The 22,994-nt window shown below is 73.8% G+C and carries 17 protein-coding genes and 1 pseudogene; 6 read left to right on the top strand and 12 right to left on the bottom strand.

What is annotated here, in order from left to right; translation table 11 throughout:
* Positions 1 to 256 precede the first annotated feature (256 nt).
* Positions 257 to 1,120, top strand: a complete 864-nt coding sequence (locus F1615_RS01705) for a phosphotransferase enzyme family protein (RefSeq protein ID WP_149547028.1) — start codon at positions 257 to 259, stop codon at positions 1,118 to 1,120.
* Between the two features lie 19 nt (positions 1,121 to 1,139).
* Here the strand turns inward: F1615_RS01705 and F1615_RS01700 are convergent, their stop codons facing one another.
* Both F1615_RS01700 and F1615_RS01695 read right to left on the bottom strand, forming a co-directional pair.
* On the bottom strand, positions 1,140 to 1,862 hold the full coding sequence (locus F1615_RS01700; protein WP_149547027.1) for a 3'-5' exonuclease: 723 nt from the start codon (positions 1,860 to 1,862) through the stop codon (positions 1,140 to 1,142).
* A gap of 131 nt (positions 1,863 to 1,993) precedes the next feature.
* Positions 1,994 to 3,235, bottom strand: a complete 1,242-nt coding sequence (locus F1615_RS01695) for an SAV2148 family HEPN domain-containing protein (protein ID WP_149547026.1) — start codon at positions 3,233 to 3,235, stop codon at positions 1,994 to 1,996.
* 303 nt (positions 3,236 to 3,538) lie between these two features.
* Between F1615_RS01695 and glgX the strand changes: the two genes are divergently transcribed.
* The 3 genes from glgX to F1615_RS01680 all read left to right on the top strand — a co-directional run bounded on the left by glgX (position 3,539) and on the right by F1615_RS01680 (position 9,519).
* The gene (gene glgX / locus F1615_RS01690; RefSeq protein WP_149547025.1) at positions 3,539 to 5,674 is read left to right on the top strand and encodes a glycogen debranching protein GlgX; all 2,136 of its coding nucleotides are present in this window, start codon (positions 3,539 to 3,541) and stop codon (positions 5,672 to 5,674) included.
* A 93-nt stretch (positions 5,675 to 5,767) separates the two neighbouring features.
* Positions 5,768 to 8,116, top strand: coding sequence for a malto-oligosyltrehalose synthase (gene treY / locus F1615_RS01685; RefSeq protein WP_149547024.1), 2,349 nt, complete (start codon positions 5,768 to 5,770; stop codon positions 8,114 to 8,116).
* A gap of 185 nt (positions 8,117 to 8,301) precedes the next feature.
* Positions 8,302 to 9,519 (top strand): M14 family zinc carboxypeptidase, encoded by a 1,218-nt coding sequence (locus F1615_RS01680; protein WP_425385610.1) that lies wholly within the window; start codon positions 8,302 to 8,304, stop codon positions 9,517 to 9,519.
* Positions 9,520 to 9,570: 51 nt separating this feature from the next.
* Here F1615_RS01680 and F1615_RS01675 read toward each other — a convergent pair whose 3' ends face one another.
* From F1615_RS01675 to F1615_RS01665, 3 genes and pseudogenes are all read right to left on the bottom strand, one after another.
* Positions 9,571 to 9,990, bottom strand: a complete 420-nt coding sequence (locus tag F1615_RS01675; protein WP_149547022.1) for an SSI family serine proteinase inhibitor — start codon at positions 9,988 to 9,990, stop codon at positions 9,571 to 9,573.
* A gap of 168 nt (positions 9,991 to 10,158) precedes the next feature.
* Positions 10,159 to 10,359: pseudogene (locus F1615_RS36090) on the bottom strand (dehydrogenase); the annotation flags it as partial.
* Between the two features lie 130 nt (positions 10,360 to 10,489).
* Positions 10,490 to 11,041, bottom strand: coding sequence for a DUF1707 and FHA domain-containing protein (locus tag F1615_RS01665; RefSeq protein WP_149547021.1), 552 nt, complete (start codon positions 11,039 to 11,041; stop codon positions 10,490 to 10,492).
* Positions 11,042 to 11,215: 174 nt separating this feature from the next.
* Between F1615_RS01665 and treZ the strand changes: the two genes are divergently transcribed.
* Complete coding sequence (gene treZ / locus F1615_RS01660) at positions 11,216 to 12,961, top strand: malto-oligosyltrehalose trehalohydrolase (protein WP_149547020.1); 1,746 nt, start codon at positions 11,216 to 11,218, stop codon at positions 12,959 to 12,961.
* Between the two features lie 13 nt (positions 12,962 to 12,974).
* Here the strand turns inward: treZ and F1615_RS01655 are convergent, their stop codons facing one another.
* Positions 12,975 to 13,928: an aminoglycoside phosphotransferase family protein gene (locus F1615_RS01655; RefSeq protein WP_149547019.1), complete on the bottom strand. Its 954-nt coding sequence runs from the start codon at positions 13,926 to 13,928 to the stop codon at positions 12,975 to 12,977.
* A gap of 49 nt (positions 13,929 to 13,977) precedes the next feature.
* On the bottom strand, positions 13,978 to 15,105 hold the full coding sequence (locus F1615_RS01650; protein WP_149547018.1) for an aminopeptidase P family protein: 1,128 nt from the start codon (positions 15,103 to 15,105) through the stop codon (positions 13,978 to 13,980).
* A 193-nt stretch (positions 15,106 to 15,298) separates the two neighbouring features.
* Here F1615_RS01650 and F1615_RS01645 point away from each other — a divergent pair, with 193 nt between their 5' ends.
* A complete protein-coding gene (locus tag F1615_RS01645) occupies positions 15,299 to 16,054 on the top strand; it encodes a metallophosphoesterase (protein ID WP_208818227.1) in 756 nt (251 codons plus the stop codon).
* Here the strand turns inward: F1615_RS01645 and F1615_RS01640 are convergent.
* The 5 genes from F1615_RS01640 to F1615_RS01620 all read right to left on the bottom strand — a co-directional run bounded on the left by F1615_RS01640 (position 16,047) and on the right by F1615_RS01620 (position 22,841).
* Positions 16,047 to 16,631: a PDZ domain-containing protein gene (locus tag F1615_RS01640; RefSeq protein WP_149547016.1), complete on the bottom strand. Its 585-nt coding sequence runs from the start codon at positions 16,629 to 16,631 to the stop codon at positions 16,047 to 16,049. The genes F1615_RS01645 and F1615_RS01640 overlap by 8 nt on opposite strands.
* Positions 16,632 to 16,660: 29 nt before the next feature.
* The gene (gene cyc2, locus F1615_RS01635) at positions 16,661 to 18,817 is read right to left on the bottom strand and encodes a germacradienol/geosmin synthase Cyc2 (protein ID WP_149547015.1); all 2,157 of its coding nucleotides are present in this window, start codon (positions 18,815 to 18,817) and stop codon (positions 16,661 to 16,663) included.
* A gap of 95 nt (positions 18,818 to 18,912) precedes the next feature.
* Positions 18,913 to 20,085 carry a damage-control phosphatase ARMT1 family protein gene (locus F1615_RS01630; protein WP_149547014.1) on the bottom strand — a complete coding sequence of 391 codons (1,173 nt, stop codon included), beginning with the start codon at positions 20,083 to 20,085 and terminating at the stop codon, positions 18,913 to 18,915.
* Positions 20,086 to 20,126: 41 nt separating this feature from the next.
* Entirely contained in the window at positions 20,127 to 20,774 is a 648-nt protein-coding gene (locus F1615_RS01625; protein WP_149547013.1) for a ScbR family autoregulator-binding transcription factor, read from the bottom strand.
* Between the two features lie 255 nt (positions 20,775 to 21,029).
* A complete protein-coding gene (locus F1615_RS01620) occupies positions 21,030 to 22,841 on the bottom strand; it encodes a S8 family serine peptidase (protein WP_244328605.1) in 1,812 nt (603 codons plus the stop codon).
* Positions 22,842 to 22,994: the final 153 nt, after the last annotated feature.

Here is a 22,994-nt window from a genome sequence, read left to right as displayed (position 1 = left end):
AGACGAGACGATACGTCTCGTGCAACCGACGGGCGGTCAGCGCGGGCGGCACCAGGAACCACGGGCCGTGGTCGACGGCGCGCCCCGGTGTGCGACCCGGGGCAACGCGGGGCCCGGATCGGGCCACGTCATGACCGTGACAGCGGTCTGCCTCGTCAAGGCACCGCGCAGACGGCCCGACCTGTACGAATGCGACACTGGCCGACGGCTGGCCGGATCACGGCGGTCGGACACGGAGGGGACCTGGAGGGGACGGATGGACGAGGCACGGGCGCGGGACGTCCTGGCGGCGGCGGGAGTGCTGCCCGGCGCGGCACGGGACGCGCGGTTGCTCGCCCTCGGTGAGAACGCGGTGTTCGCCGCCGGTGACCTGGCCGTCAAGGTGGGCCGCGACGCCGAGCTGCTGGACCGGGCCCGCCGGGAGCTGGCCGTCGCGGAGTGGCTGGCGGCTCGGGGCGTGCCCGCGGTGCGGGCGGCCGAGCCCGGGGCGCTGCTGGTGGAGGGGCACCCGGTGACCGTGTGGCACCGGCTGCCGGAGGCCGTGCGGCCCGCGGGACCCGGGGATCTGGCCGAACTGCTGCGGCTGGTCCACGCACTGCCCGCTCCCCCCTTCGCACTGCCGCCCCGCGAGCTGCTGGGCGGGGTGGAACGCTGGCTGCGGCTCGCGGGCGACGCGATCGACCCCGCGGACGCGGCGTACCTGCGCGAGCGGCGCGACGGTTTCGCGTCGGCCGCCGCCGCGCTGACGCCCCTGCTGCCGCCGGGGCCCATCCACGGCGACGCGCTGCCCCGCAATGTGCACATCGGGCCGGACGGGCCGGTCCTGGTCGACCTGGAGACGTTCTCGGCGGATCTGCGTGAGCACGACCTGGTGGTGATGGCCCTCTCCCACGACCGCTACGGGCTGCCGGACGAGGCGTACGCGTCCTTCACCTCGGCCTACGGCTGGGACGTGCGCGCCTGGGAGGGCTGCTCGGTGCTGCGCGGCGCGCGGGAGACCGCCAGCTGCGCCTGGGTCGCCCAGCACGCGCCGGGCAACCCCAAGGCGCTGGCCGAGTTCGAACGCCGGGTGGCGTCGCTGCGGGACGGGGACGAGACCGTGCGCTGGTACCCCTTCTGATCCCGGGCCGCCGGGCGCGTCAGACCCGCTCGCCCGCCGGCTCCCGCAGCGGCCAGGTGCTGTCGACGACCGCGGTGGCGTCGCCCTTGCGGCGCAGGAAACTCTGGAAGTCCGCCGCCCACCCCGCGTACCACTCGATCTGCCGACGGTGCAGTTCCGCCGGGCCGAGGGCCGCGACCTTGGGGTGGCGGACGGCTATCGCGCAGGCCAGCCGGGCGGCGGCGAGGGCGTCGGCGGTCGCGTCGTGCGCCGAGTCGAGGACGACGCCGTACTCCGCGCAGACCGCTTCGAGGTTGCGCTTGCCGCGCCGGTAACGGTCGACGGATCGGTCGATGGTGTACGGGTCGATGACGGGGGCGGGGTCGACACCGCCCAGGCGGTCGCGCAGGGAGGGCAGTCCGTACCGCCGCAGTTCGGCGGAGAGCAGGGTCAGGTCGAAGGCGGCGTTGTAGGCGACGACCGGGACGCCGGTCCTCCAGTAGGCGGTGAGGACGCCGGCGATGGCGTCGGCCACCTGGTCGGCGGGGCGGCCCTCGGCGGCCGCCCGCTCGTTGCTGACCCCGTGCACCGCCACCGCGTCCGCGGGGATGGGCACGCCCGGGTCGGCCAGCCACTCGCGGCGGCCCATCGGCTCCCCCGCCCTGACCTCGATCACGGCCCCCGTGACGATCCGTGCCTCGCGCGGGTCCGTCCCCGTCGTCTCCAGATCGAAGCCGATCAGCAGCTCCCGGTGCCAGCCCATGGGCTGCCCCCCTTCTGTGTGGTGCTTTCCCCCAGTGGTCTTCACCCTCCCACGCACCACTGACAATCAGAGGATCCCGTTCCGCTCACCGGCCGGGACGGCTCCCCATGAACGGCCCCGGCGCGGGGCGTTCAGGACACCGGACGCGAATCCGCCCACATCAGCTCGAACTCCTCGCGGTAGGTGGGGAACAGCGCGCCTTCCTCGACTTCACCCGGCTTGACCACTTTGGTCCCGTTGCGCAGGACCAGCACCGGTGCCTCCATCCCCCGGGCCCGCCGCAGATGGTTCTGGACGACGGCGATGCCGTCGGCCCCGTCGCCGTCCACGAGGTAGGCCGTGCAGCGGGGCGTCTCGTCGTAGACCTGGATACCGAAGGCATCCGGGTCGCGCAGCCGGGAGCGGACGCGGCGCATGTGCAGGATGTTCATCTCGACGGCGCGGCCGAGCTCGCCGCGCTTGATGCCCAGTTCGCGCTCGCGGCGCTTGACCGCGCTGGAGGCCGGGTTCAGGAACAGCAGCCGCACCCGGCAGCCGGACTCGGCCAGCCGCACCAGACGGCGCCCGGAGAAGTTCTGCACCAGCAGGTTGAGCCCGATCCCGATGGCGTCCAGGCGGCGGGCCCCGCCGAAGATGTCCTCGGCCGGGAACCGGCGCAGCAGCCGCACCCGGTCGGGATGGACGGCGACGACGTCGGCGTACCGGTCGCCGACCAGGTCCTCGACCGCGTCGACGGGCAGCCGGCGCGCGGACGGCACGTCGCCGCCCGCGCCGAGCATCTCGAGGAGCCGCGCGGAGGCCCGCTCGGCCTGCGCGAGGACCGCTTCGGACAGCGCCCGGTTGCGGGAGACGACGTTCCGGGTGACCTCCAGCTCGTCCAGGGCGAGTTCCACGTCCCGGCGGTCGTCGAAGTACGGCTCGAAGCACGGCCAGTGCTGGACCATCAGCTCGCGCAGCTGCGGCAGGGTGAGGAAGGACAGCACGTTGTCGTCGGCCGGGTCGAGCAGGTAACCCTTGCGGCGGCTCACCTCGCGCACCGCGACCGCGCGCTGCACCCACTCCTGTCCGGCGGGTCCGGCGGCGGCGACCACCCAGTCGTCGCCGTGCACGGGCTCGTAGACGGGACGCAGGACGGCGGCCACCACCGCGCGCAGCCGCTGTTCCACCAGGTTCAGCCAGATGTAGGCGCGGCCGGCCCGCTGGGCGCGGGTGCGCACCTCACGCCAGGCGTCGGCGCCCCAGTCCAGCTCCGGCCCGATCGAGCCCGCGTCCATCGGCCGTGCCAGGGACACCGCACCGGGCGGGACGTCCGTGGAACTGCTCCCCTCGTGACCCTCGTCACCAGGGGGCAGTTCCAGCCCTCCCGAGCCCACCCGCGCACCGCCTTCCGCTCCCCCGAGCACTCCCCGTCCCAACGATCAAGGAGAGTACTCCGCAAGCGGCACACGGTGCAGCCCGATGGACAGGGTCGTTTCCCAACTTCCCCCGTCCATGCGACCGTTCCGCCCGCCCGGGCCCCGGGAGTGAGCTGATTCATAGCCTGACCGGCGGGTGCACGGCGCGTGTGGGCGGAGGGGGCATGGGTAGGAGGTGTGCCGCCGCCCTTTCGGGGAGACACGGAAACACTCGGAGCCAAGGCGCCCCACCGGCGCCGTACACCTGAAAGAGTCGTATCCATGCAGGTCTGGCCTGGCGAGGCGTATCCGCTCGGTGCCACGTACGACGGCGCCGGAACGAACTTCGCGGTCTTCACGGAAGCCGCGGACCGAGTAGAGCTGTGTCTGCTGCACGACGACGGCTCCGAGACGGCGATCGAGCTGCGCGAGAGCGACGCGTTCGTGCGGCACGCGTACCTGCCCGGGGTGATGCCCGGGCAGCGGTACGGCTTCCGTGCGCACGGGCCGTACTCCCCGGAGCGGGGACTTCGCTGCAATTCGGCGAAGCTGCTGCTCGACCCGTACGCGCGTGCGATCAGCGGCTCGGTCGAGTGGGGCGAGGAGGTGTACGGCTACCACTTCGACGACCCCGACCGGCGCAACGATCTCGACTCGGCGCCCCACACGATGTCGTCGGTCGTGGTCAACCCGTACTTCGACTGGGGCGACGACCGGAGCCCCCGTACGGAGTACCACCACACGGTGATCTACGAGGCCCACGTCAAGGGCCTCACCATGCGCCATCCGGGGCTGCCGGAGGAGCTGCGCGGCACCTACGCGGCCCTGGCGCACCCGGCGGTCATCGAGCATCTGACCGAGCTCGGGGTGACGGCGCTGGAGCTGATGCCGGTGCACCAGTTCGTCAACGATCACCGCCTGGTGGACATGGGCCTGAACAACTACTGGGGCTACAACACCATCGGGTTCTTCGCCCCGCACAACGCCTACGCGTCCTGGGGCGACCGGGGCCAGCAGGTGCTGGAGTTCAAGTCGGCGGTGAAGGCGCTGCACGAGGCGGGGATCGAGGTGATCCTCGACGTGGTCTACAACCACACCGCCGAGGGCAACCACCTGGGGCCGACCCTGTCCTTCAAGGGCCTCGACAACCCCTCGTACTACCGGCTGACCGACGACCCCCGGTACTACATGGACACGACGGGCACCGGGAACTCCCTGCTCATGCGGTCCCCGCACGTCCTGCAGATGATCATGGACTCGCTGCGGTACTGGGTCACCGAGATGCACGTCGACGGGTTCCGCTTCGACCTCGCGGCGACCCTCGCCCGGCAGTTCCACGAGGTGGACCGGCTGTCGTCGTTCTTCGACCTGGTGCAGCAGGACCCGATCGTCTCCCAGGTGAAGCTGATCGCCGAGCCCTGGGACGTCGGCGAGGGCGGCTACCAGGTGGGCAATTTCCCGCCCCTGTGGACCGAGTGGAACGGCAAGTACCGCGACACCGTGCGGGACCTGTGGCGGGGCGAGCCGCGCGCGCTCGCGGAGTTCGCCTCCCGGCTGACCGGCTCCTCCGACCTGTACCAGGACGACGGCCGGCGTCCGCTGGCCTCGATCAACTTCGTGACCTGCCACGACGGCTTCACGCTGCACGACCTGGTGTCGTACAACGACAAGCACAACGACGCCAACGGCGAGGACAACCGGGACGGCGAGAGCCACAACCGGTCCTGGAACTGCGGCGCCGAGGGCGAGACCGACGACCCGGACGTGCTGCGGCTGCGGGCCCGGCAGATGCGCAACTTCATCGCCACGCTGATGCTCTCCCAGGGCGTGCCGATGATCAGCCACGGCGACGAGGTGGCCCGCACCCAGCGCGGCAACAACAACGCCTACTGCCAGGACAACGAGCTGGCCTGGCTCGACTGGCCCGGGGACGAGGACGAGGACGGTGAGGAGGACCTGCGCCGCCGGCTGCTGGAGTTCACCCGCGCGATGGTGTGGCTGCGCAAGGACCACCCGGTCTTCCGCCGGCGCCGCTTCTTCCACGGCCGGCCGGTGGAGGGCACCCACGACGACCTGTCCGACATCGCCTGGTTCACGCCCGAGGGCGCGGAGATGACCCAGCGCGACTGGGACTCCGCGCCGGCGTCGGCGCTGACGGTGTTCCTCAACGGCAACGCGATCTCCGAGCCCGGGCAGCGCGGGGAACGCATCACCGACGACTCGTTCCTGCTGATGTTCAACGCCTCCCCCGAGCCGCTGGACTTCGTGGTGCCGGTCGACCACGGCCGGCAGTGGCAGGTGGTCGTCGACACCGCCCGCGCGGACGGCGTACCCCCGGGCACCGGCCCGAAGGTCACGGCCGGCACCCGGCTGACGCTGACCGACCGGAGCCTGACGGTGCTGCAGCGGCCGGTGTAGCGGCACACCCCGCCTGTCACCCGTTCGGGCGACGGGTGGCTCGGCGGGGTGCGCGATGACACGAAAGGCCGCCACGGGGGTACGTAGGTTCCCATGACCCCTGAGCGACCTGACCCGGCGGTGCCCACGGCCACCTACCGGCTGCAGCTGCAGCCCGGCTTCCCCTTCTCAGCGGCGGCGGAGGCCGTGCCGTACGTGGCCTCGCTCGGCGTGTCCCATCTGCATCTGTCTCCCGTCCTGGAGGCCGTGCCCGGCTCGCTGCACGGCTACGACGTGACGGACCACTCCCGCGTGCGCGAGGAACTCGGCGGGGAGGAGGGGCTGCGGGAGCTGGCACGCACCGCCCGGGAGCACGGCCTCGGGCTGGTCGTGGACATCGTCCCGAACCACATGGCGATGTCCCCGCGCCACAACCGGGCCCTGTGGGAGGTGCTGCGCGACGGCCCCGCCTCGCCCCGCGCACGGTGGTTCGACATCGACTGGGAGGCGCAGGGCGGGCAGGTGCTGCTGCCGGTGCTCGGGGGGCCGCTCGGCGCGGAGGCCGGCCACCTCGGGACGGACGGCGACGTGCTGCGCTACTACGACCACGTGTTCCCGTTGCGCGAGGGCACCGCGGGGCTGCCGCTGCCGCAGCTGCTGGACGCGCAGTGGTACCGGCCCGTGTGGTGGCGCCTGGCCCGGACCGAGCTCAACTACCGGCGGTTCTTCAGCATCTCCGAGCTGATCGGGGTGCGGGTGGAGGACCCGGAGGTGTTCGAGGCGACCCACGCCAAGACGCTGGAGCTGCTCCGGGAGGGTGTGATCGACGGGCTGCGCGTGGACCACCCCGACGGGCTCGCCGACCCCGACGGCTATCTGCGGCGGCTGCACGAGGCCACGGGCGGCCGGTGGACGGTGGTGGAGAAGATCCTCTCCGACGGGGAGCGGCTGCCCGCCTCCTGGCCCGTCGCCGGCACCACCGGCTACGACGCCCTGCGGCACGTCGACGGGCTGTTCACCGACCCGGCGGGGTTCGGGGAGCTGCTCGGCCAGTACCGGCGCTTCGCGGCCCCGCAGACGGACCGGGGCGGCGACTGGGACGCCACGGTGCGGCGGGCCGCGTACAAGGTGCTCACGCACGAGCTGGCCACCGAGGTGGACCGGCTGACCCGGCTGACGAGCCGGCTGTGCGCGACCTCGCCGGAGCCCGCGCTGCGCGACCGCGCGCCCTGGGCGCTGCGCACGGCGCTGACGGAGCTGCTGGTCAGGCTGGACGTCTACCGCCCCTACTCGTCCGTGGACGCCGCCGCGGTGGTCACCGGGGAGGCGGCCGCCGAGGCCCGGCTCGCGTTCGCCGTCCCCGAGGAGGCGGAGGCGGTGGACGTCGTACGGAATCTGGTGCTCGGGCGGTACGGGGACGGGCCGGCGCACATGGAGTTCCGTACGCGGTTCGCGCAGACGGCGTCGGCGCTGCGGGCCAAGTCCGTCGAGGACACGGCGTTCTACCGGTACGTGCCGCTCCTGTCGGCGACCGAGGTGGGCGGCGACCCCGGCGGCCCGGCGGTGTCCCCGGAGCGGTTCCACGCGTACTGCGCGCGCGTGCAGCGCGACTGGCCGGCCACCGGGACGGTCCTCTCCACCCACGACGCCAAGCGCAGCGCCGACGTGCGGGCGGCGCTGCACGTGCTCACCGAGTGCCCGGGGCGCTGGGCGGACGTCCTCGCGGAGGTGACGCGCGGCGGCGAGGGCGTACCGGACGCGCAACTGGCCTGGGCGGCCTGGCAGACGGTGTTCGGGCTCGGGCCGGCCGAGGAGGAGCGGGTGCGGGGGGCCCTGCTGAAGCACGTGCGCGAGGCGGGTCTGTACACCAGCTGGACGGAGCAGGAGCCCTCGTACGAGGAGGCGGTGGCACGGTTCGTGGCGGCGGGGCCGTGCGGGGTGCCGGGCGAGCGGGTGGCCGCGTTCCGCGCGTCGCTGGAACCGCACATCCGGGCGAACGTGCTCGGCGCGGCCCTGGTGCACCTGACGATGCCGGGGGTGCCCGATCTCTACCAGGGCACGGAGCACGAGTACCGGGCGCTGGTCGACCCGGACAACCGGCGGACCGTGCGGTTCGGGGACGACGGCGGCGACAAGGAGGCGGTGACGCGGGCGGCGCTGCGGCTGCGGGCACGGCGGCCGGACGTCTTCGGCGACACGGCGTCGTACGACCCGCTGCCGGCCGAGGGCCCCGCGGCGGCGCACTGCACGGCGTTCGTCCGCTCCGGCGAGGTGCTCACCGCCGTGACCCGCCTGTCGCTGCGCCTGGCGGAGGAGGGCGGCTGGCGCGGCACCCGGCTGCCGCTGCCGCCGGGACGGTGGGCCGACGCACTGGATCCCGAACTGGAGTTCGGCGGCCAGGTGGACGTGGAGGAACTCTTCGCGAACCGCCCCGTGGCACTCCTGGAACGGCTCCCGGACTGACCTCCGTCCCCGACCGGCCTCACGCGACCGGCGGCGCGGTGACCGGGCCCGGCGTGCCTCCGGGCGCCCCCGGAGGGCTCCCCCGTCGCGCTCTTGACACCGTCTCCCGGCCGTGGGGTACTGCGCAGTGCGGATTCGGGCGGTGACGGGGGGTGGGTCCGCTGGGGGAATCGCGCTATCCGACGGTGGCTGAGCTGGTCTTCTCCGCCCGCACGCTGGCCGTGCAGTGGCCCGGTCTGTGCGCCGTGCGGCAGGTGGGCGTCTCCCGGGCGGGACGGCCGCTGCATCTGCTGTCCTTGGGACGCGCCCGGCGCGCCGTCCTGGTGGTGGCCGGCGCCCACGCCAACGAACCGGCCGGCGGGGGAACCCTGCTCGCGCTGGCCCGGCGGGTCCTCCGGGAGCGGGACCTGCGCGACGGGACGTCGTGGCACTTCCTGCTGTGCGCGGACCCCGACGGGGCGAGCCTCCATGTGACGCCGGCGCCACGCAGTCTGTACGACTACCACCTGGGCTTCTTCCGTCCCGCCGGGCCGGAGCAGCCGGAGTGGGCCCCGTCGGTCCTGCCACCCGGCCGGCTGCCGCCCGAGACCCTCGCGCTGACCGGGGTGATCGACGAGCTGCGGCCCTATCTGCAGGTGTCCCTGCACGGCACCGATCTGGGGGGCAGCTGGGTGCAGTTGACGCGGGACGTCCCCGGGCTGGCCGAGCCGTTCGCCAAGTCCGCGGCGCAGCTGCACATCCCGGTGGAGACGGGCGCCTCGGACGCGGCGGGCTGGCCGGCGTCCGGCCCCGGGGTGCACGTGATGCCGGCGCCGGAGGCCGCGCCGGCCTATCCGAGCCTGACCGACGACGCCCGGCACAGCACCTGGTACCACGCGCACCGGTACGGCGGTCTGACCGCGGTGGTCGAGGTGCCGATGTGGGCGAGCGACCTGGTGGACGACCCGGCGCCGCACCCGGCCCCGGACGCGGCGATGCACCGGCTGGCGGACCGGCTGCTGCGGGACGCGGACGAGGTGCGGCGCGTACTGGAGGACGCGGGGCCGGGGCACGGGGACGCCGGCGGTCCGCTGCTGCGGGCGGCCACCTGGGGACTGGAGCTGGTGCCGGGGCTGGCCGCCGACCTGGTCCGCACGCCGCCCGCCGACGGAACGCGGGCGTATGTGGGGAGCGTGGACGCGTTCGCGCGGCGCGTGCCGCTCAGGGCGGCGGCGATGCTGCGGCGGGCGCTGAGCGGGACCGACGCGCGGACGGCGGCCCGTCTCGAGCGTCTGGTCGCGCACTGGAGCGACTCCTTCGCCGCGCGTTTCAAGGCCCGCTGGGTCCCCGTGCGGCACCAGGTCGAGCACCAGTCCCGCACGGTACTCGCGGCGGCCCGTCACGCCCGGGAGCACTCCTGCTGACACCGCCCCCACCAGGAGCGGCCGGGCGGCCGTGGTCGCGGTGCGGTGCCGTCACGGGGCGTTCAGCGCGAAGACCGAGCCGGTCCGGGCGGTGAGCATGCAGCTGTTCGAGAAGGTCTCGGTGTACTCGACCGCCCGGCCGCGCCACGTGCCGTGGGCGTGGGCGGTCACCGGCGCGTGGACCATCGGGCAGATGACGTCCTTCGCCGGGATGTCCGCGATGCGTCCGTCCGCCGCCTCCAGCTCCGCGCAGGCGTCGGCGGCGCGCCGGTGGTGGCCCCGGGGCGGGTCGCACCAGAGCATCGTGCCGCCCACCGCGGCGGACTGGGCCTCGCCGTGACCGACCGTGAGCATCAGCCCGCTGTCCCGGGCCGGGCGCCAGGAGTCCGCCCGTGCGGGCGCCGCGCAGGCGAGCAGGACGAGGGCGGCGGCCAGTGCCGCCCGTACAGCTTTCAGTGAGGTGTGCGTCATTCCCGTTGCATCGGCACGGCGGTCCCCGGACCCCACCCCCGCTCACCCGAACGGGAGGGTGCGGGTGTGTGCCGTGCGGCCGGCGCGAAGGCGGCGAGGACGACGCGTGCCCGGTACTCGGTTCCGGCACGCGACCGCGATCCAGCACGCCCCGGGTACGTCCCGGCAGCCGGCGCGGCGGGTGGCGTGCGGTCCGGCGACGACGAGGGTCCGGCGGCCGCCGTGGCCGATGTCGAGCAGCCGGAGGGGCACACCCTCCCGGGAGGCGCCCACGCGGCGCAGCCGGGCGTCGCGGGGATGCCGGGCGACGAGGGCGGCGGCCCGCGCGCCCGGTCCGTCGGCGGTCGGGCAGCACGGGAGGGGCGGCAGGGCACAGTCCGCAGCGGCGCCGTCGTTCCACCGGGAGTGCGGGGCGTACGCACCGTGGGTGACGGCTCCGCGGGATGCGTCAACACCGCGACCGGCACGGGCATTCGGCGGGGCCGACGGCCCGGCGCGGTCAGTTCGCCGCGAGCCGGTAGGTGATCCGCCCGAAGCCGATCTGGTCGCCCTCGCGGACGACGGCCGCGCCGACCACCCGACGGCCGTTCACGGTCGTGCCGTTGGTCGAGCCGAGGTCCCGCAGCACCCATATGCCGCCCTGGTTGCGCAGTTCGGCGTGGACGCGGGAGACCGTCTCGTGGCTGATGCGCAGTCCGCTGGCGGGATCGCGCCCTATCCGCAGCGGGTGGCCGGCCGCCGGGTGCGGCAGCAGCAGTTTGGGCAGCTTCTCGGCCTGCCAGGCCCGGCGCAGCCGCACGGTGAATCCGGAGACCGCCTCGACGGTGCCGAACACCACGCGCGAGAAGCGGTTCTCCCTCGGGAGGTCGGCGGTGAGTGCGGCGAGTTCGTCGGAACGCCGCGCGGCGAGGGCGAGTTCCATGCGCCGGATGAACGTGTCGTGGGACAGGCGGCCCATGGCGACACCGTCCCGCAGCACGCTCAGCGCCTTGTCGCGCTCCGCGTCCGAGAGCCGCGCGGGGTACGTGTGGAACTCGAAGGACGACGTCACACCGTTGATTGTCGGTCAGTGACGGCCGGACTGTCCAGGAACCGGTAAAACGGCCGCCCCGCGCGCGCATCCGGCGACACCTGCCGCAAAAGGGAGGATCCACCGGCGAATTGATCTCCGATGCAGCACGATGGACGGGCTACATCACGGTGAGCAGACGAAGGGGAACCGTCCGTGCAGTTCGAGGTGTGGGCACCGCAGGCCGGAAGAGTGACGCTCCAGTGCGACGGCGCCGCGCGCGCGTTGGAGCCCGATCCGCAGCGCGAGGGGTGGTGGCGGGGGGAGGCCGAGGCGCACGACGGCTCCCGGTACGGCTTCGCGCTGGACGACGGTCCCCTACTTCCCGATCCGCGCTCGCGCCGCCAGCCGGACGGGCCGGACGGCCCGAGTGCCGTCGTGGACCACGACCGGTTCGCGTGGCGTACGCGGTGGGCGGGGCGCCCGCTGCCCGGAGCGGTGCTGTACGAGCTGCACGTGGGCACGTACACCCGCGAGGGCACCTTCGACGCCGCCGCCGAGCGGCTCGGCCATCTCGCGGACCTGGGTGTGACGCATGTGGAGCTGATGCCGGTGTGCCCGTTCCCGGGCCGGCACGGGTGGGGGTACGAGGGGGTGTCGCTGTGGGCGGTGCACGAGCCGTACGGCGGGCCCGAGGGGCTGAAACGGTTCGTCGACCGGGCGCACGCGCTGGGGCTGGGCGTCGTCCTGGACGTCGTGCACAACCACCTGGGGCCGTCCGGGAACTACCTGCCGCGGTTCGGCCCGTACTTCACCGACACCCATCACACCCCCTGGGGCGCCGCGGTCAATCTCGACGCGCCCGGCTCCGACGAGGTGCGCGCGTACCTCGTCGACAGCGCGCTGGCATGGCTGCGGGACTACCGGATCGACGGGCTGCGGCTGGACGCGGTGCACGCGCTGGCGGACACGCGCGCGTGCCACTTCCTCGAGGAGCTGTCCCGCGCGGTGGACGCCCTGGCCGCCGACACGGGCCGGCCGCTGTTCCTGGTCGCCGAGTCGGATCTGAACGACCCCCGGGTCGTCACGCCGCGCGAGGACGGCGGCTTCGGGATCCACGCGCAGTGGAACGACGACTTCCACCATGCCCTGCACACCGCCCTGACCGGTGAATCGCGGGGCTACTACGCCGACTTCGCGCGCGCCCCGTTCGCGGCCCTCGCCAAGACGCTCACCGGCGGCTTCTTCCACGACGGCACGTACTCGAGTTTCCGGGGCCGGCACCACGGCCGCCCGCTGGACCGCAGCCGGGTGGCCGGGCACCGGCTCCTCGGTTACAGCCAGACCCACGACCAGGTCGGCAACCGCGCCCAGGGGGACCGGCTGGCCGCGCTCGTCCCCGCCGGGCTGCTGGCGTGCGCGGCGGCCCTCACGCTGACCGCCCCCTTCACGCCGATGCTGTTCATGGGCGAGGAGTGGGCGGCGGGCACGCCCTGGCAGTTCTTCACCGACCACACCGACCCGGCGCTCGCCAAGGCGGTGAGCGACGGGAGACGGCGGGAGTTCGCGGCACACGGCTGGGCCGAGGAGGACGTGCCCGACCCGCAGGACCCGGCCACCCGTGACCGCTCCTGCCTCGACTGGTCGGAGCCGGAGCGCGACCCGCACGCGCGCGTGCTGGCCTGGTACCGGCTGCTGCTCGCCGTGCGTCACGCACAGCCGGACCTCACCGACCCCGATCTCGGCGACACCAAGGTGGCCTACGACGAGGAGCACCGCTGGCTGGCCTTCCGGCGCGGCGACGTCCGGGTCGCCGTGAACCTGGGGGACCGGCCGGCCGCCGTCCCCCTGGGCGTCCCCGGAGCGCGTGTCCTCGCGGCGTGGGAGCCCGTGGAGACGCCGGGGGCGGACGGAGTGCTGCACCTGCCCGCGGAGTCGGCGGTGGTGCTGCTGCAGGAATGACGGGCCGGCCGGGTCAGGACGCTTCGTCGCCGTCCCTGAGGTCCGTCACCCGCTCCAGCATGATCGGCTCCCAGGCTCGTCTCAGCCGGGTGCGCAGCAGCGGCGGCGGGCTGCCGCCGCGGCCGGTGAGGGCGTCGGCGAGGTGGATGACGGCGTCGCAGCGGGCCAGCCAGAGACCGCGCAGGCACGGGCGGGCGCCGTACCCGGCGAGCGTGGCGGCGCGGACGGCGGCCGGGGCGCCGACGGCGACCGCGAGGCCGGCGATGTCCTCGGCGGGATCGCCGACCACCGCCGCGTCCCAGCCGAGGACGCCGCGCACCCGGCCGTCGGCGCCGACCACGAGGTGTCCGCCGGTGAGGGCGTGGTGGACGAGGACCGCCGTGCCGGGCTGGGCGGCGAGCTGGATCGCGGCGGGCGGGGTGAGCCGGTCCAGGCGTCCGGGGTCGAACTCGTCGGCCGCGGCGAGCCGTTCGGCGGCCCGTTCGGCGGCCCGGCGCAGCGCTTCGAGCGACCGCGGGGACACGCGCGGCACGCCGAGCGTCTCGGCCTGCCGCACCGGCACCTCGCGCAGCCCCGTGAGCAGCCCGGCCAGGTCGGCCTCGCCGACGGCGGACACGGTGTGCTCCTCCCCCGTCCCGCCGGGCAGCCTGGTGTCGAGGGTGCACAGCAGACCGGGCGCCCACTCGCCCTGCGCCACGTGGGCGGGCAGGGCGACGGGGACGTGCGGGCGGACGAGGTCGCGCAGCCGCGGTTCGCGGCGCCGGCGGACGCTCGTCCCGCGGTCCCGGGCGAGGCGCAGCACATGGTGGCCGCCGACCCACCAGGTGGCGGGCCCGGCGCCCGCGGAGACGGGCCGGACGTCGGGTCCGGCCGCGGACTGCGCGTGGCCGCCTCCGCCGCCGTCCTTCAGCAGCGAGCGGGCCAGTCGGCGGACGGTGTCCGCGGTGGGTGCGGGTGCCTGGGTCATGGTCGCGCCATTGCCGTTCGGGGTGGCGGGGAGGGGACGGAAGGGCCGTTCAGTCCACTATGACCATCTCCCGGGCGGTGTTGTTCAGCCGCCGCCCGCCGTCCTCGGTCACGGTCACGATGTCCTCGATGCGCACGCCGAACCGGCCGGGCAGGTAGACCCCGGGCTCGACGGAGAAGCACATGCCGGGCACGAGGGGCCGCTGCTCGCCCTCGATCATGTACGGCGGCTCGTGCGTGGTGACGCCGATGCCGTGCCCGGTGCGGTGGATGAAGTACTCCCCGTACCCGGCGCCGGCGATGACCGCGCGGGCGGCCCGGTCGACGTCCTGGCAGGCCGCCCCGGGCCGCACCGCGCGGAAGCCCGCCTCCTGCGCCTCGCGCACGAGGTCGTGCACGCGGCGTTCCTCGTCGGTGGGTTCGCCGACGTGGACGGTGCGGGAGGTGTCGGAGCCGTACCCGTCCTTGAGGCCGCCGAAGTCCAGGACGACCATGTCGCCGCGCTCGATCACGCGGTCACCGATCTCGTGGTGCGGGTTGGCCCCGTTGGGTCCGGAGGCGACGATCGTGAAGTCGACCTGGGAGTGGCCGAACCGGCGCAGCAGGGCGGCGAGGTCGGCGGCGACGTCGGTTTCGCGGCGGCCGGCGAAGGCGACGCCCCGGATCTCCTCGAACGCGGCGTCGGCGGCGGCCCCCGCGGCGGCGAGGAGTTCCAGTTCGGCCGCGTCCTTGACGGCGCGCAGCATGGGCAGGGCCTCGGTGAGGGAGGCGTACGAGGTGCCGGGCAGCGCGTTCTGCAGGCCCAGCAGGTGCATGGCCCAGGCGTTGTCGCTGATGCCGAACCTGCCGTCCGGGTCCAGCAGGGCGGCGGTGGCGGCGTAGGGGTCCTTGCCGTCGGTCCAGTCGCGCAGGGTGAGGGCCGGGGCGCCGGGGGCGTGCTCGGCGTCCGGGGCCTCCAGGGTGGGGACGACGAGCACGGGGTCCCGGCCGGCCGCCAGGACCAGCAGGGTGAGCCGCTCGGTGACCGCGGTGGGGGTGTAGCCGGTGAGCCACACCAGGTCGGGGCCGGGCGCCACGAGCAGTCCGGCGAGCCCGGCCCCGGCGGCCTGCCGTGCCGCACGCTCCATGCGGGCCTCGTAGTCGTCGGCGGTGAAGGACGCGGACGCGGTGCCGGTCATCCGGGGGCCTCCCAGGGGCGGACGTCAGGGCTACGGGCAGCATCCTGCCCGGCGGGCGGGGGCGGCGCGAGCCGGTTCGCGGTGTTGGACCCGCGGCTCCCGTCACCTAATGGCAGGGCCTTGCCCAACCATTAGCGCTAATGCTTGGATCACACAGTCCCGTCAACAGGTACAGCCGAGGAGGCGTACGACCGTGCTCGTACTCGCGCACATCAGCGATCTGCATCTGGACGGAACCGCCCGGGCGACCGAGCGCGCCCGGCGGGTGCGCGACCGGCTGTGGGACATGCCGGAGCCGCCGGACGCGCTCCTGGTGACCGGGGACATCGCGGACCACGGCACCGAGGCCGAGTACGAGGAGGCCGCCCGCCTGCTGGGGCTGCGCGACGGGGACGCCCCGTTCCCGGTGCTCACCTGCCCGGGCAACCACGACAGCCGGGCGCCGTACCGCAAGGCCCTGCTGGGCCTGCCGGCCACCGGCGGACCGGTCAACAGCGCGCACGTGCTGGACGGCGGCGCGGTGCTGATGTGCGACTCGACCGTCCCCGGCCGCGACGACGGGGAGCTGGACGCGGAGACCTGCGCCTGGATCGAGTCCACCCTCGACGGGCTCGACGACGGCGTTCGCGCCCTGCTCGCCTTCCACCACCCGCCGGTGCCGCTGCACCACCCCCTCCCCGACTCCTGCCCACTCCGCGCTCCCGAGCGGCTGGCCGCCCTGCTGGCGCGCCGGCCCGAGGTCGCCGGGCTGATCACCGGCCACGCCCACACCCCGGCCGCCACCACGTTCGCGGGCCGCCCGGTGCTGGTGGGGCCGGGCGTGACGTGGACGCTGCGGCTGCCCTGGGAGGGCGAGCAGGTCGCGGACCGGGACGCGCCGGTCGGGCTCGCCTTCCACGTCCTGGACGGCGGGGGCCGGCTCACCAGCCACTTCCGGGTGGTCACGTGACGATGCCGGGGACGGCCGTCAGCTGCCGGTGGCCGCCGCCGCGGTGGCGCACCGTCAGTCTCACCTCGTCGCCCGGGCGGGCCCGCGCGACGGCACGTGCCAGGTCGGCGGCCGAGTCGACGCGCGTGCCGCCGAACGCGACGAGTACGTCGCCCCGCACCAGGCCGGCCGAGAACCCGGGTCCGGGAACGTGCACGCCCACGACCCGGGCTCCCGGCCCCCGGTCGTCGGCCACCTCCACCCCGAGCCGGGCGACGGCGGGCGCGGCCGACGTCCCCGGCGCGGAGGCGGCCACGGAACGCGGCGACACTGACGTGCCGGAGACGGGTGCCGTTCCCGCCGGCCGCCCCGGGCCCGCGAGTCCGCCCGCGCCGACGACCGTGGCGCCCATCGCCCCCAGACCGACCCCGGACAGCACCAGGACGACACCGGCCGCCACCCCGAGCACAGCGGCCACCAGACGCCGCCGGCGCCGCCGTCCGGCGTGCTGTCCGGACGGCCGGGCGGGCTCCGCGCGCCCCTCCGGTCCGCCCCCGGCCCCGGGCATCGGTCTGGGCCGCAACGCGGGTTGTTCCATGGTTCGCCTCCGGCGGGAGAGTCAGGCCGTCAGATCAGAACCGGCGGTGCCGGCGGACGGTACGGGAGGAAGCCGTGGACCCGGCCGGACAGGTACTCGTCCCTGTACCGCGGGACGTTGCGGTGCCAGTTGAGGATGCCCGCCATCCAGTTCTGCAGGTCCGTCACATAGCCCCGCATGATCGCCCTGGCCTCCTCCGACAGCCGGAAGTCGTCGTAGACGACGGGCAGTTCGTGCTCCACGACGTGCTGGAACTGCCGCATCCGCTGGTTCATCAGGTCCTGCACCACGGGCAGCGCGGTCGGATAGTCGACGCCGAAGAAGTTCTGCACGACGAGGACCGCGTTGTGGATCTCGCCCTCGAACTCGATCTCCTTCTGGTAGGAGAAGATGTCGTTGAGGAGGCACGCGTAGTCGATCGCCGCGTTCTCCAGGGAGCGCACGGGACCGCTGCGGTAGACCTCGGGCGGGACCGCAGGCCCGTGGCCGGCGCGGCAGAGCCCGAGGGTGAGATCGGAGCCGAAGGTGGCGCGCCGCATCTCCAGGTAGTCCACCGGGTCCGGGACGCGGTGGTGGATCTGGTTGGACAGCTCCCAGACCCAGGCCTCGGTCATGGTCTCGACCGCCGCCTTCAGGGGGCGGCGCTCCTCGGGTGTCATGCCGGCCGTCGTGCGTGCCCACAGGTCGGTCAGGGAGCGTTCCATGGCGTTGGCGGGCGGCGGGACCGGTCCGCCGTCGAGGGGCATGCAGGCCGCGAGGCGGGCCGTGGTCAGCCGGGCGGCGGCCAGGTCGCGGCGGTGGCCGTACACGAGCGGGTAATAGTCGTCGCCGTAGGTGCCGAAGGCCAGCCAGCCGGAGGCGAGGTCGAGTTGCTCCTGGGTGGCGTCCGGGTCGAGGCCCGCCGCGCACAGCGGCAGGTCGCAGCTCGCCAGCTTGTCCTCGTCCCAGACGCCCTCGCTGAGCACGCCCATCCGCCGTGACCACTCCAGCAGGTGCCGGCGCGCGCCGTCGAGGGCGGGGCTGAGCCGCAGCGGGAACGGCATGTCGATGTCGGGGATGACCGACGGGCCGACCTTCGGGAAGGGCACGTGCGTGTGGGCGCGCCATCGCCGGGCGCCGGTGGCGGCGAGCAGCGCGCCGACGTCGGCGGCGGACGTCCCGGGGCCGGACGGCGACTGCCAGGGGGCGCCGGAACGCGCGCCCTCGTTCATGTAGCGGCTGGAGCGCAGATGCCATTCGTGGCCGCCGGACTGCCAGTCCTGCAGCCCTTTCGCGTACGCCGCCACGGCCGCGACCTGGTCCGGGGTGAGGCCGTTCTCCAGCGCGACCGCGGGGACCTCGGTGAACGCGCTGTGCTCGAACTGGTGCAGCCGTGAGGTGAGGACGTCGTTGACCAGGTCGGCGGCCTCCTGGGTGGTGCAGCCGAAGAAGGCCTCCAGGACGAGGACGCCGTTGCTGAGTTCGCCCTCGTCCTCGACCTCGCGCTGGTAGGAGAACAGGTCGTTGCGCAGGTGCACGGCGTCGGAGAACGTCTCCATCAGCACGCGCAGCGGCCGGGTCCCGGCGACGGCGGCGGGCACCTCGGCGGTCGCGTACTCCACGAGCCCGGCCGACCAGGGGGCACCGCCCACCTTGCGCCGCATCTCGATGTACTCGACGGGGTTGGCGATCCGCCCCTCGTTGATGTTGGACAGCTCCCACAGCGACTCGTTGAGGAGGTGTTCGGTGGCGACGGCGAACCGGCGGCGCCAGCCGGCGGACATCGCGGGCACGGTGCGCGCCCACAGGTCGGCGAGGCCCGCCTCGACGGGGTTCTCCGGCTCGGGGACCGGCGCCCCCGGGTCGAGCGGCATGAACAGCGGCAGCCGGTCCAGGTGGGCCTTGCCGGCGGTGCGGTCCTGGGTCCGTTTGAACATCTCCAGGAAGTGGTCGTCGAAGAAGAAGACCCACACGTACCAGTCGGTGACGAGGGAGAGGGCGGGGCCGTCGCAGTCGGGGTGGGTGTAGGCACAGAGCAGGCCGTAGTCGTGCGCGTCGAGGTCGGCCTGCTCCCAGACCCCGCTTCCCTCCAGCATGCCCATCTCGCGCGCCCACGCCGTGGAATGAGCACGGGCCTGATCGAGGTGCGGGTTGAGCCGCGCGGGGTGCGGCATGTAGAAGTGCGGGAGTTCGAACGGCTGCGTCATGGCCGGGGGCTACCCGTGGCCCGGTGGCGGCATCCACCGGCCGGGACGTGATCACACCATCGCGTGAACCCTCTTCGTTGGCAGGATCCTGGAGGTCATGTCCGTACCTGGATCAGCGCGTGGGTGCCGCCGGTGCGCCAGCGCTGCCCCTCCGCGGCCGTCAGCGCCGCCTCGGTCTCCGTGTCCAGTCCGGTGATCACGTCGGACTTGAGGGTGCGCAGGGCGGCGACCGGTCCGGGGAAGTACGCGGTGACGTCCGCGAACGGTGTGGTCGGGGGCCAGTACCGGTCCCCGACGAGACGGCGGTAGTTGAGGTCGCCCTTGACGACGGTGAGCGCGGCGGCGGCGAAGTCGGCGCGCAGGTCGTCCGGCATCTCCTCGTAGGGCAGCGGCGCGCAGGCGAAGGGGTGGGCGCGGAGGGTGAGGCGGCCGTCGGAGAGGGCGGCCCACAGGCCCCGCCCGTACTCCGCCGCCGCCCCCTCGGCGTCGGTGAGCCGGCGCACGGCGTCGACGACGTCGGCGGTGGTGGCGTCGGAGACGTAGTACGGGTACGGCTTGACGTGCAGCACGGCGCGGCCGATGCGGCCGTGGGCCAGCAGGTGCGCGAGAAGCAGCAGATCGGGGACGAGTTCGCGGCCCGCGTTGTCGGCGACCAGGCACAGCGTGCCCGCGGGGGACAGCAGCGGCCACAGCCGCTCGCTGTCGTCGGCCACCAGGGCGGGGACCGGAGCCGTCCGCTCGGCCCCCTCCGCGGACAGCCGGAAGCCGAGGTCGGCGCGGTTGCCCCAGAGGGAGCCGTGCAGCAGGGCCCGGGCCCGTTCCCCTTCCGGGCGGCCGGCCAGGTCGTCGAGAGCGGCCAGTTCCTCGTCCGTGGCGGGCGAGTCGAGTTCGGCGAGTTTGGACGGGCGGAAGGGATCGATGCCCTGCCACGGGCCGGGGGCGAAGTAGCCCACGGCGTGCAGCAGTCGGCGGTAGAACCAGCTCTCGGACCACAGCCAGGGCACGTCGTACCAGGAGCGGCCGGTGTGGGTGGTCATCCCCCAGGCCTCCCAGCGCTCCCGGTCGTGCGCGTCGGCGGGGAGGGGTTCGATCGCGCCCTCGGCGCAGCCGGTCAGCAGGGCGTCGAGCGCGCCGCGCTGCCAGGGCTCGTAGGGGAAGGCCTCACGCACCTGCCGGATGATCGCGGGATGCCGCTCGGCCAGCACACGGTGGGGGAACGTGCCGGGTTCGTCGGCGACGATCACGGGCGCGGTGGGGATGTCGGGCATGCGGCTCACCGTAGCGCGCGTCCGTCGTCGCCCGCCGTGCGTCACACCGGGGCGATCTCCCGTTCCAGCCGTGCGGCCAGGCTGAGGTAGCGGGCGCGCCGGGTCACGGGGACCAGGCCGCGGATGAGGATCTGCCACATCTCCGCCGTACGGCGGGGCTGGCGGGCGACGGATTCCCGGGACCGGCCGACGACCCGGGTGCCGACGAAGAAGCAGACGAGGGAGTGGGCCACGACGTCGATGTCGACGTCCGGGTGGACGTCTGCCTCCTTGACGGCGCCCAGCAGCCGCGCCGTGACGATGTCCAGCCACTCGGTGAAGGGATGGCTGAGCGGCGGGCGCGGCCGAGTGCCGCCGGTGGCGAGCCGCAGACCGGCCCGCAGCACGGGGTCCTCGGCCGACATCCTGGCTATGCAGAAGGTGAGGCGCATCAGCGCCTCCAGGGAGGTGTGGCCCCGGATCTCGGTGTCCCTGGCCAGCCGGCGGCAGGTCATGGACTGCAGTTCCAGGATCGCGTGGGCGAGATCCTCCTTCGCCGCGAAGTGGAAGTACAGGGCTCCCTTGGTGACATGGGCGTGTTCGACGATGTCACTGAGACTGGTCGATTCGTACCCATGCCGGTCGAACAGGTCGGCGGCGGCCGTGATGATCGTCGCACGGGTCTGCTCGGCGCGTACCTGCCTCGCCATCGCCTAACTCCTGAGCCGGAAAGGAACGGGTCATGCCGTTTGTTTTGACGCCCCGTATACGATAACTCACCCTGCGGCGAGGTCCACCACGCGGGCAGACGACCACATACGGACACAAGCGGCAAAACAAACGCGCCCCTCGAAAGAAAACAGCACGTCCGGTATCTAAGTGTGTCAGGTGCCGGCACAAAAGAGAACGGCGGGCCGACCGGTGCCCCATCCGCACCAGTCGACCCGCCTGCTTGTGGGAGTCGCTCAGAAGGTCAGCTGCCAGCCGTTGAGCCGGCCGGTGTCGTACGACGCCGTGTCCCGCACCCGCAGCTTCCAGGTGCCGCCCGCGGTCTCGGCGGAGGCGTCGACCGTGTAGGTGGCCCTGACGTCGTCCGCGGAGTCCGAGGAACTCGCGGACTTGAGGCGGTACACCGAACCGTCCGGTGCCACCAGGTCGACGACCAGGTCACCGCGGTAGGTGTGGGTGATGTCCACGCCCACCCGGAGGGCGGCCGGGGCGTTGCCGCCGCGTCCGGTGACGGTGATCGGGGACTCGATCGCCGAGCCGTTGTCCGGGATGGAGACGGCGGTGGAACTCGCGTAGGTGGAGCCCGTGGACGTGCCGCCCTTGACGGCCTGGACGGTCTTCGCGGCGTCCGCGAGGCCCGCTCCGCAGCCGCCGGAGCAGGTGCCGGGCAGCGCACGGGCGTTGGACTTCACCGCGGACTCGATCTGCGCCGGGGTGAGGGAGGGGTTGGCCGACTTCATCAGCGCGGCGAGACCCGCGATGTGCGGGGTGGCCATGCTGGTGCCCTGGTAGAAGGCGTAGTTCTCGGTCGAGGGGGTGCGGGTGCCGGAGTTCAGCGTGGACAGGATGCCGTTGGCCGCGGTCGCGGTCTCACCGCCGGGGGCGGCGATGTCCACGGTCGTGCCGTAGTTGGAGTAGGAGGCGCGGTTGCCGGAGCGGTCGGTGGCGGCGACGGTGATGACGTTGCCGCAGTTCGCCGGGGAGGAGTTGGCGGCGTTCTGGTTCTCGTTGCCGGCCGCGACGACCACCGTGGTGCCCCGGCTCACGGCGCCGTTGATGGCGCTCTGGGTGGCGGTGGAGCAGGCGCCGCCCCCGCCGAGGCTCATGTTGATGACCTCGGCGACGTCGGCGTTGGCGGGCACGCCGGAGACGGTGCCGCCGGACGCCCAGGTGATGGCGTCGATGATGTCGCTGTCGTAGCCCCCGCACTTGCCGAGCACGCGCACCGGGGAGATCTTCGCGCCGTAGGCGATACCGGCGACGCCCCTGCCGTTGTTCGTGGCCGCGGCGATGGTGCCCGCCACATGCGTGCCGTGCCAGGAGGAGTTGCCGCCGGTGGCCTGGCCGCACTCGCCGGCGGCGTACCAGTCGCCGGGGTCGGCCGGGTTGCTGTCGCGGCCGTTGCCGTCGACGGAGACGGCGGTGTCGGAGATGAAGTCGTAACCGCCGACGATGTTCGCCGCGAGGTCGGAGTGGGCGACGTAACCGGTGTCGATCACGGCCACGGTGACACCGCTGCCGGTGGCGAGGTCCCAGGCGCCCGGCACCCGCATGCCGGCGGTGGCCTCGAACAGGTCCCACTGCTTGGTGTACTCGGTGTCGTTCGGCGTGGCCAGCGGCTTGTTGAGCCGGTCCGGTACGACATAGGCGACCTGCGGGTCGGCGCTGTACTCGGCGACGACGTCGGCGACATCGGCCCCGGAGGCATGCCCGCCCAGGTCGACGAGGGCGGCTCCGGTGCCGAGGCGGCGCTGGAAGCCGACGTCCTCGCCGGCCTTCCTGCCCTTGGCGGCGGCGTCCGCGGCGGCCGCCTTGTCGGACTCGGCCTCGGCGGCACCGGACTTGTAGCCGACGATGAGGCGCTCGGCCGGGGTGCCGGGAGCGGCCTCGGTGCGGGCCGCGGGGACGGCCGGCGCGTCGGAGGGCGCCTCCTGGGCCAGGGCGACCTGGCCGGAGGCGGTCGTCAGCAGGGCGACGGAGAGCGCGGCGACGGATATCAGCTTCCGTCTCGGGGACGAGCCCCGGGGAGAGCTCGGGGAGGTACGCAAGGTGGTGCCTTTCGTGCCTGGACTCCGGGCAGCGCGGAGTGTGGGGAGGGGGGATCGATTCGCTTCGTCCTCGAAGCGGAGGGGGTGCATCGACGTGCGGCGGATCGGCCGGCCTGGCGCGAGCGGCGGCGGCCCGTCCCGGGGGTCACCCGG

Source organism: Streptomyces marokkonensis, from assembly GCF_008312835.1.
Lineage (GTDB): Bacteria > Actinomycetota > Actinomycetes > Streptomycetales > Streptomycetaceae > Streptomyces > Streptomyces marokkonensis_A.
This window is presented reverse-complemented; position numbering and strand designations above follow the sequence as displayed.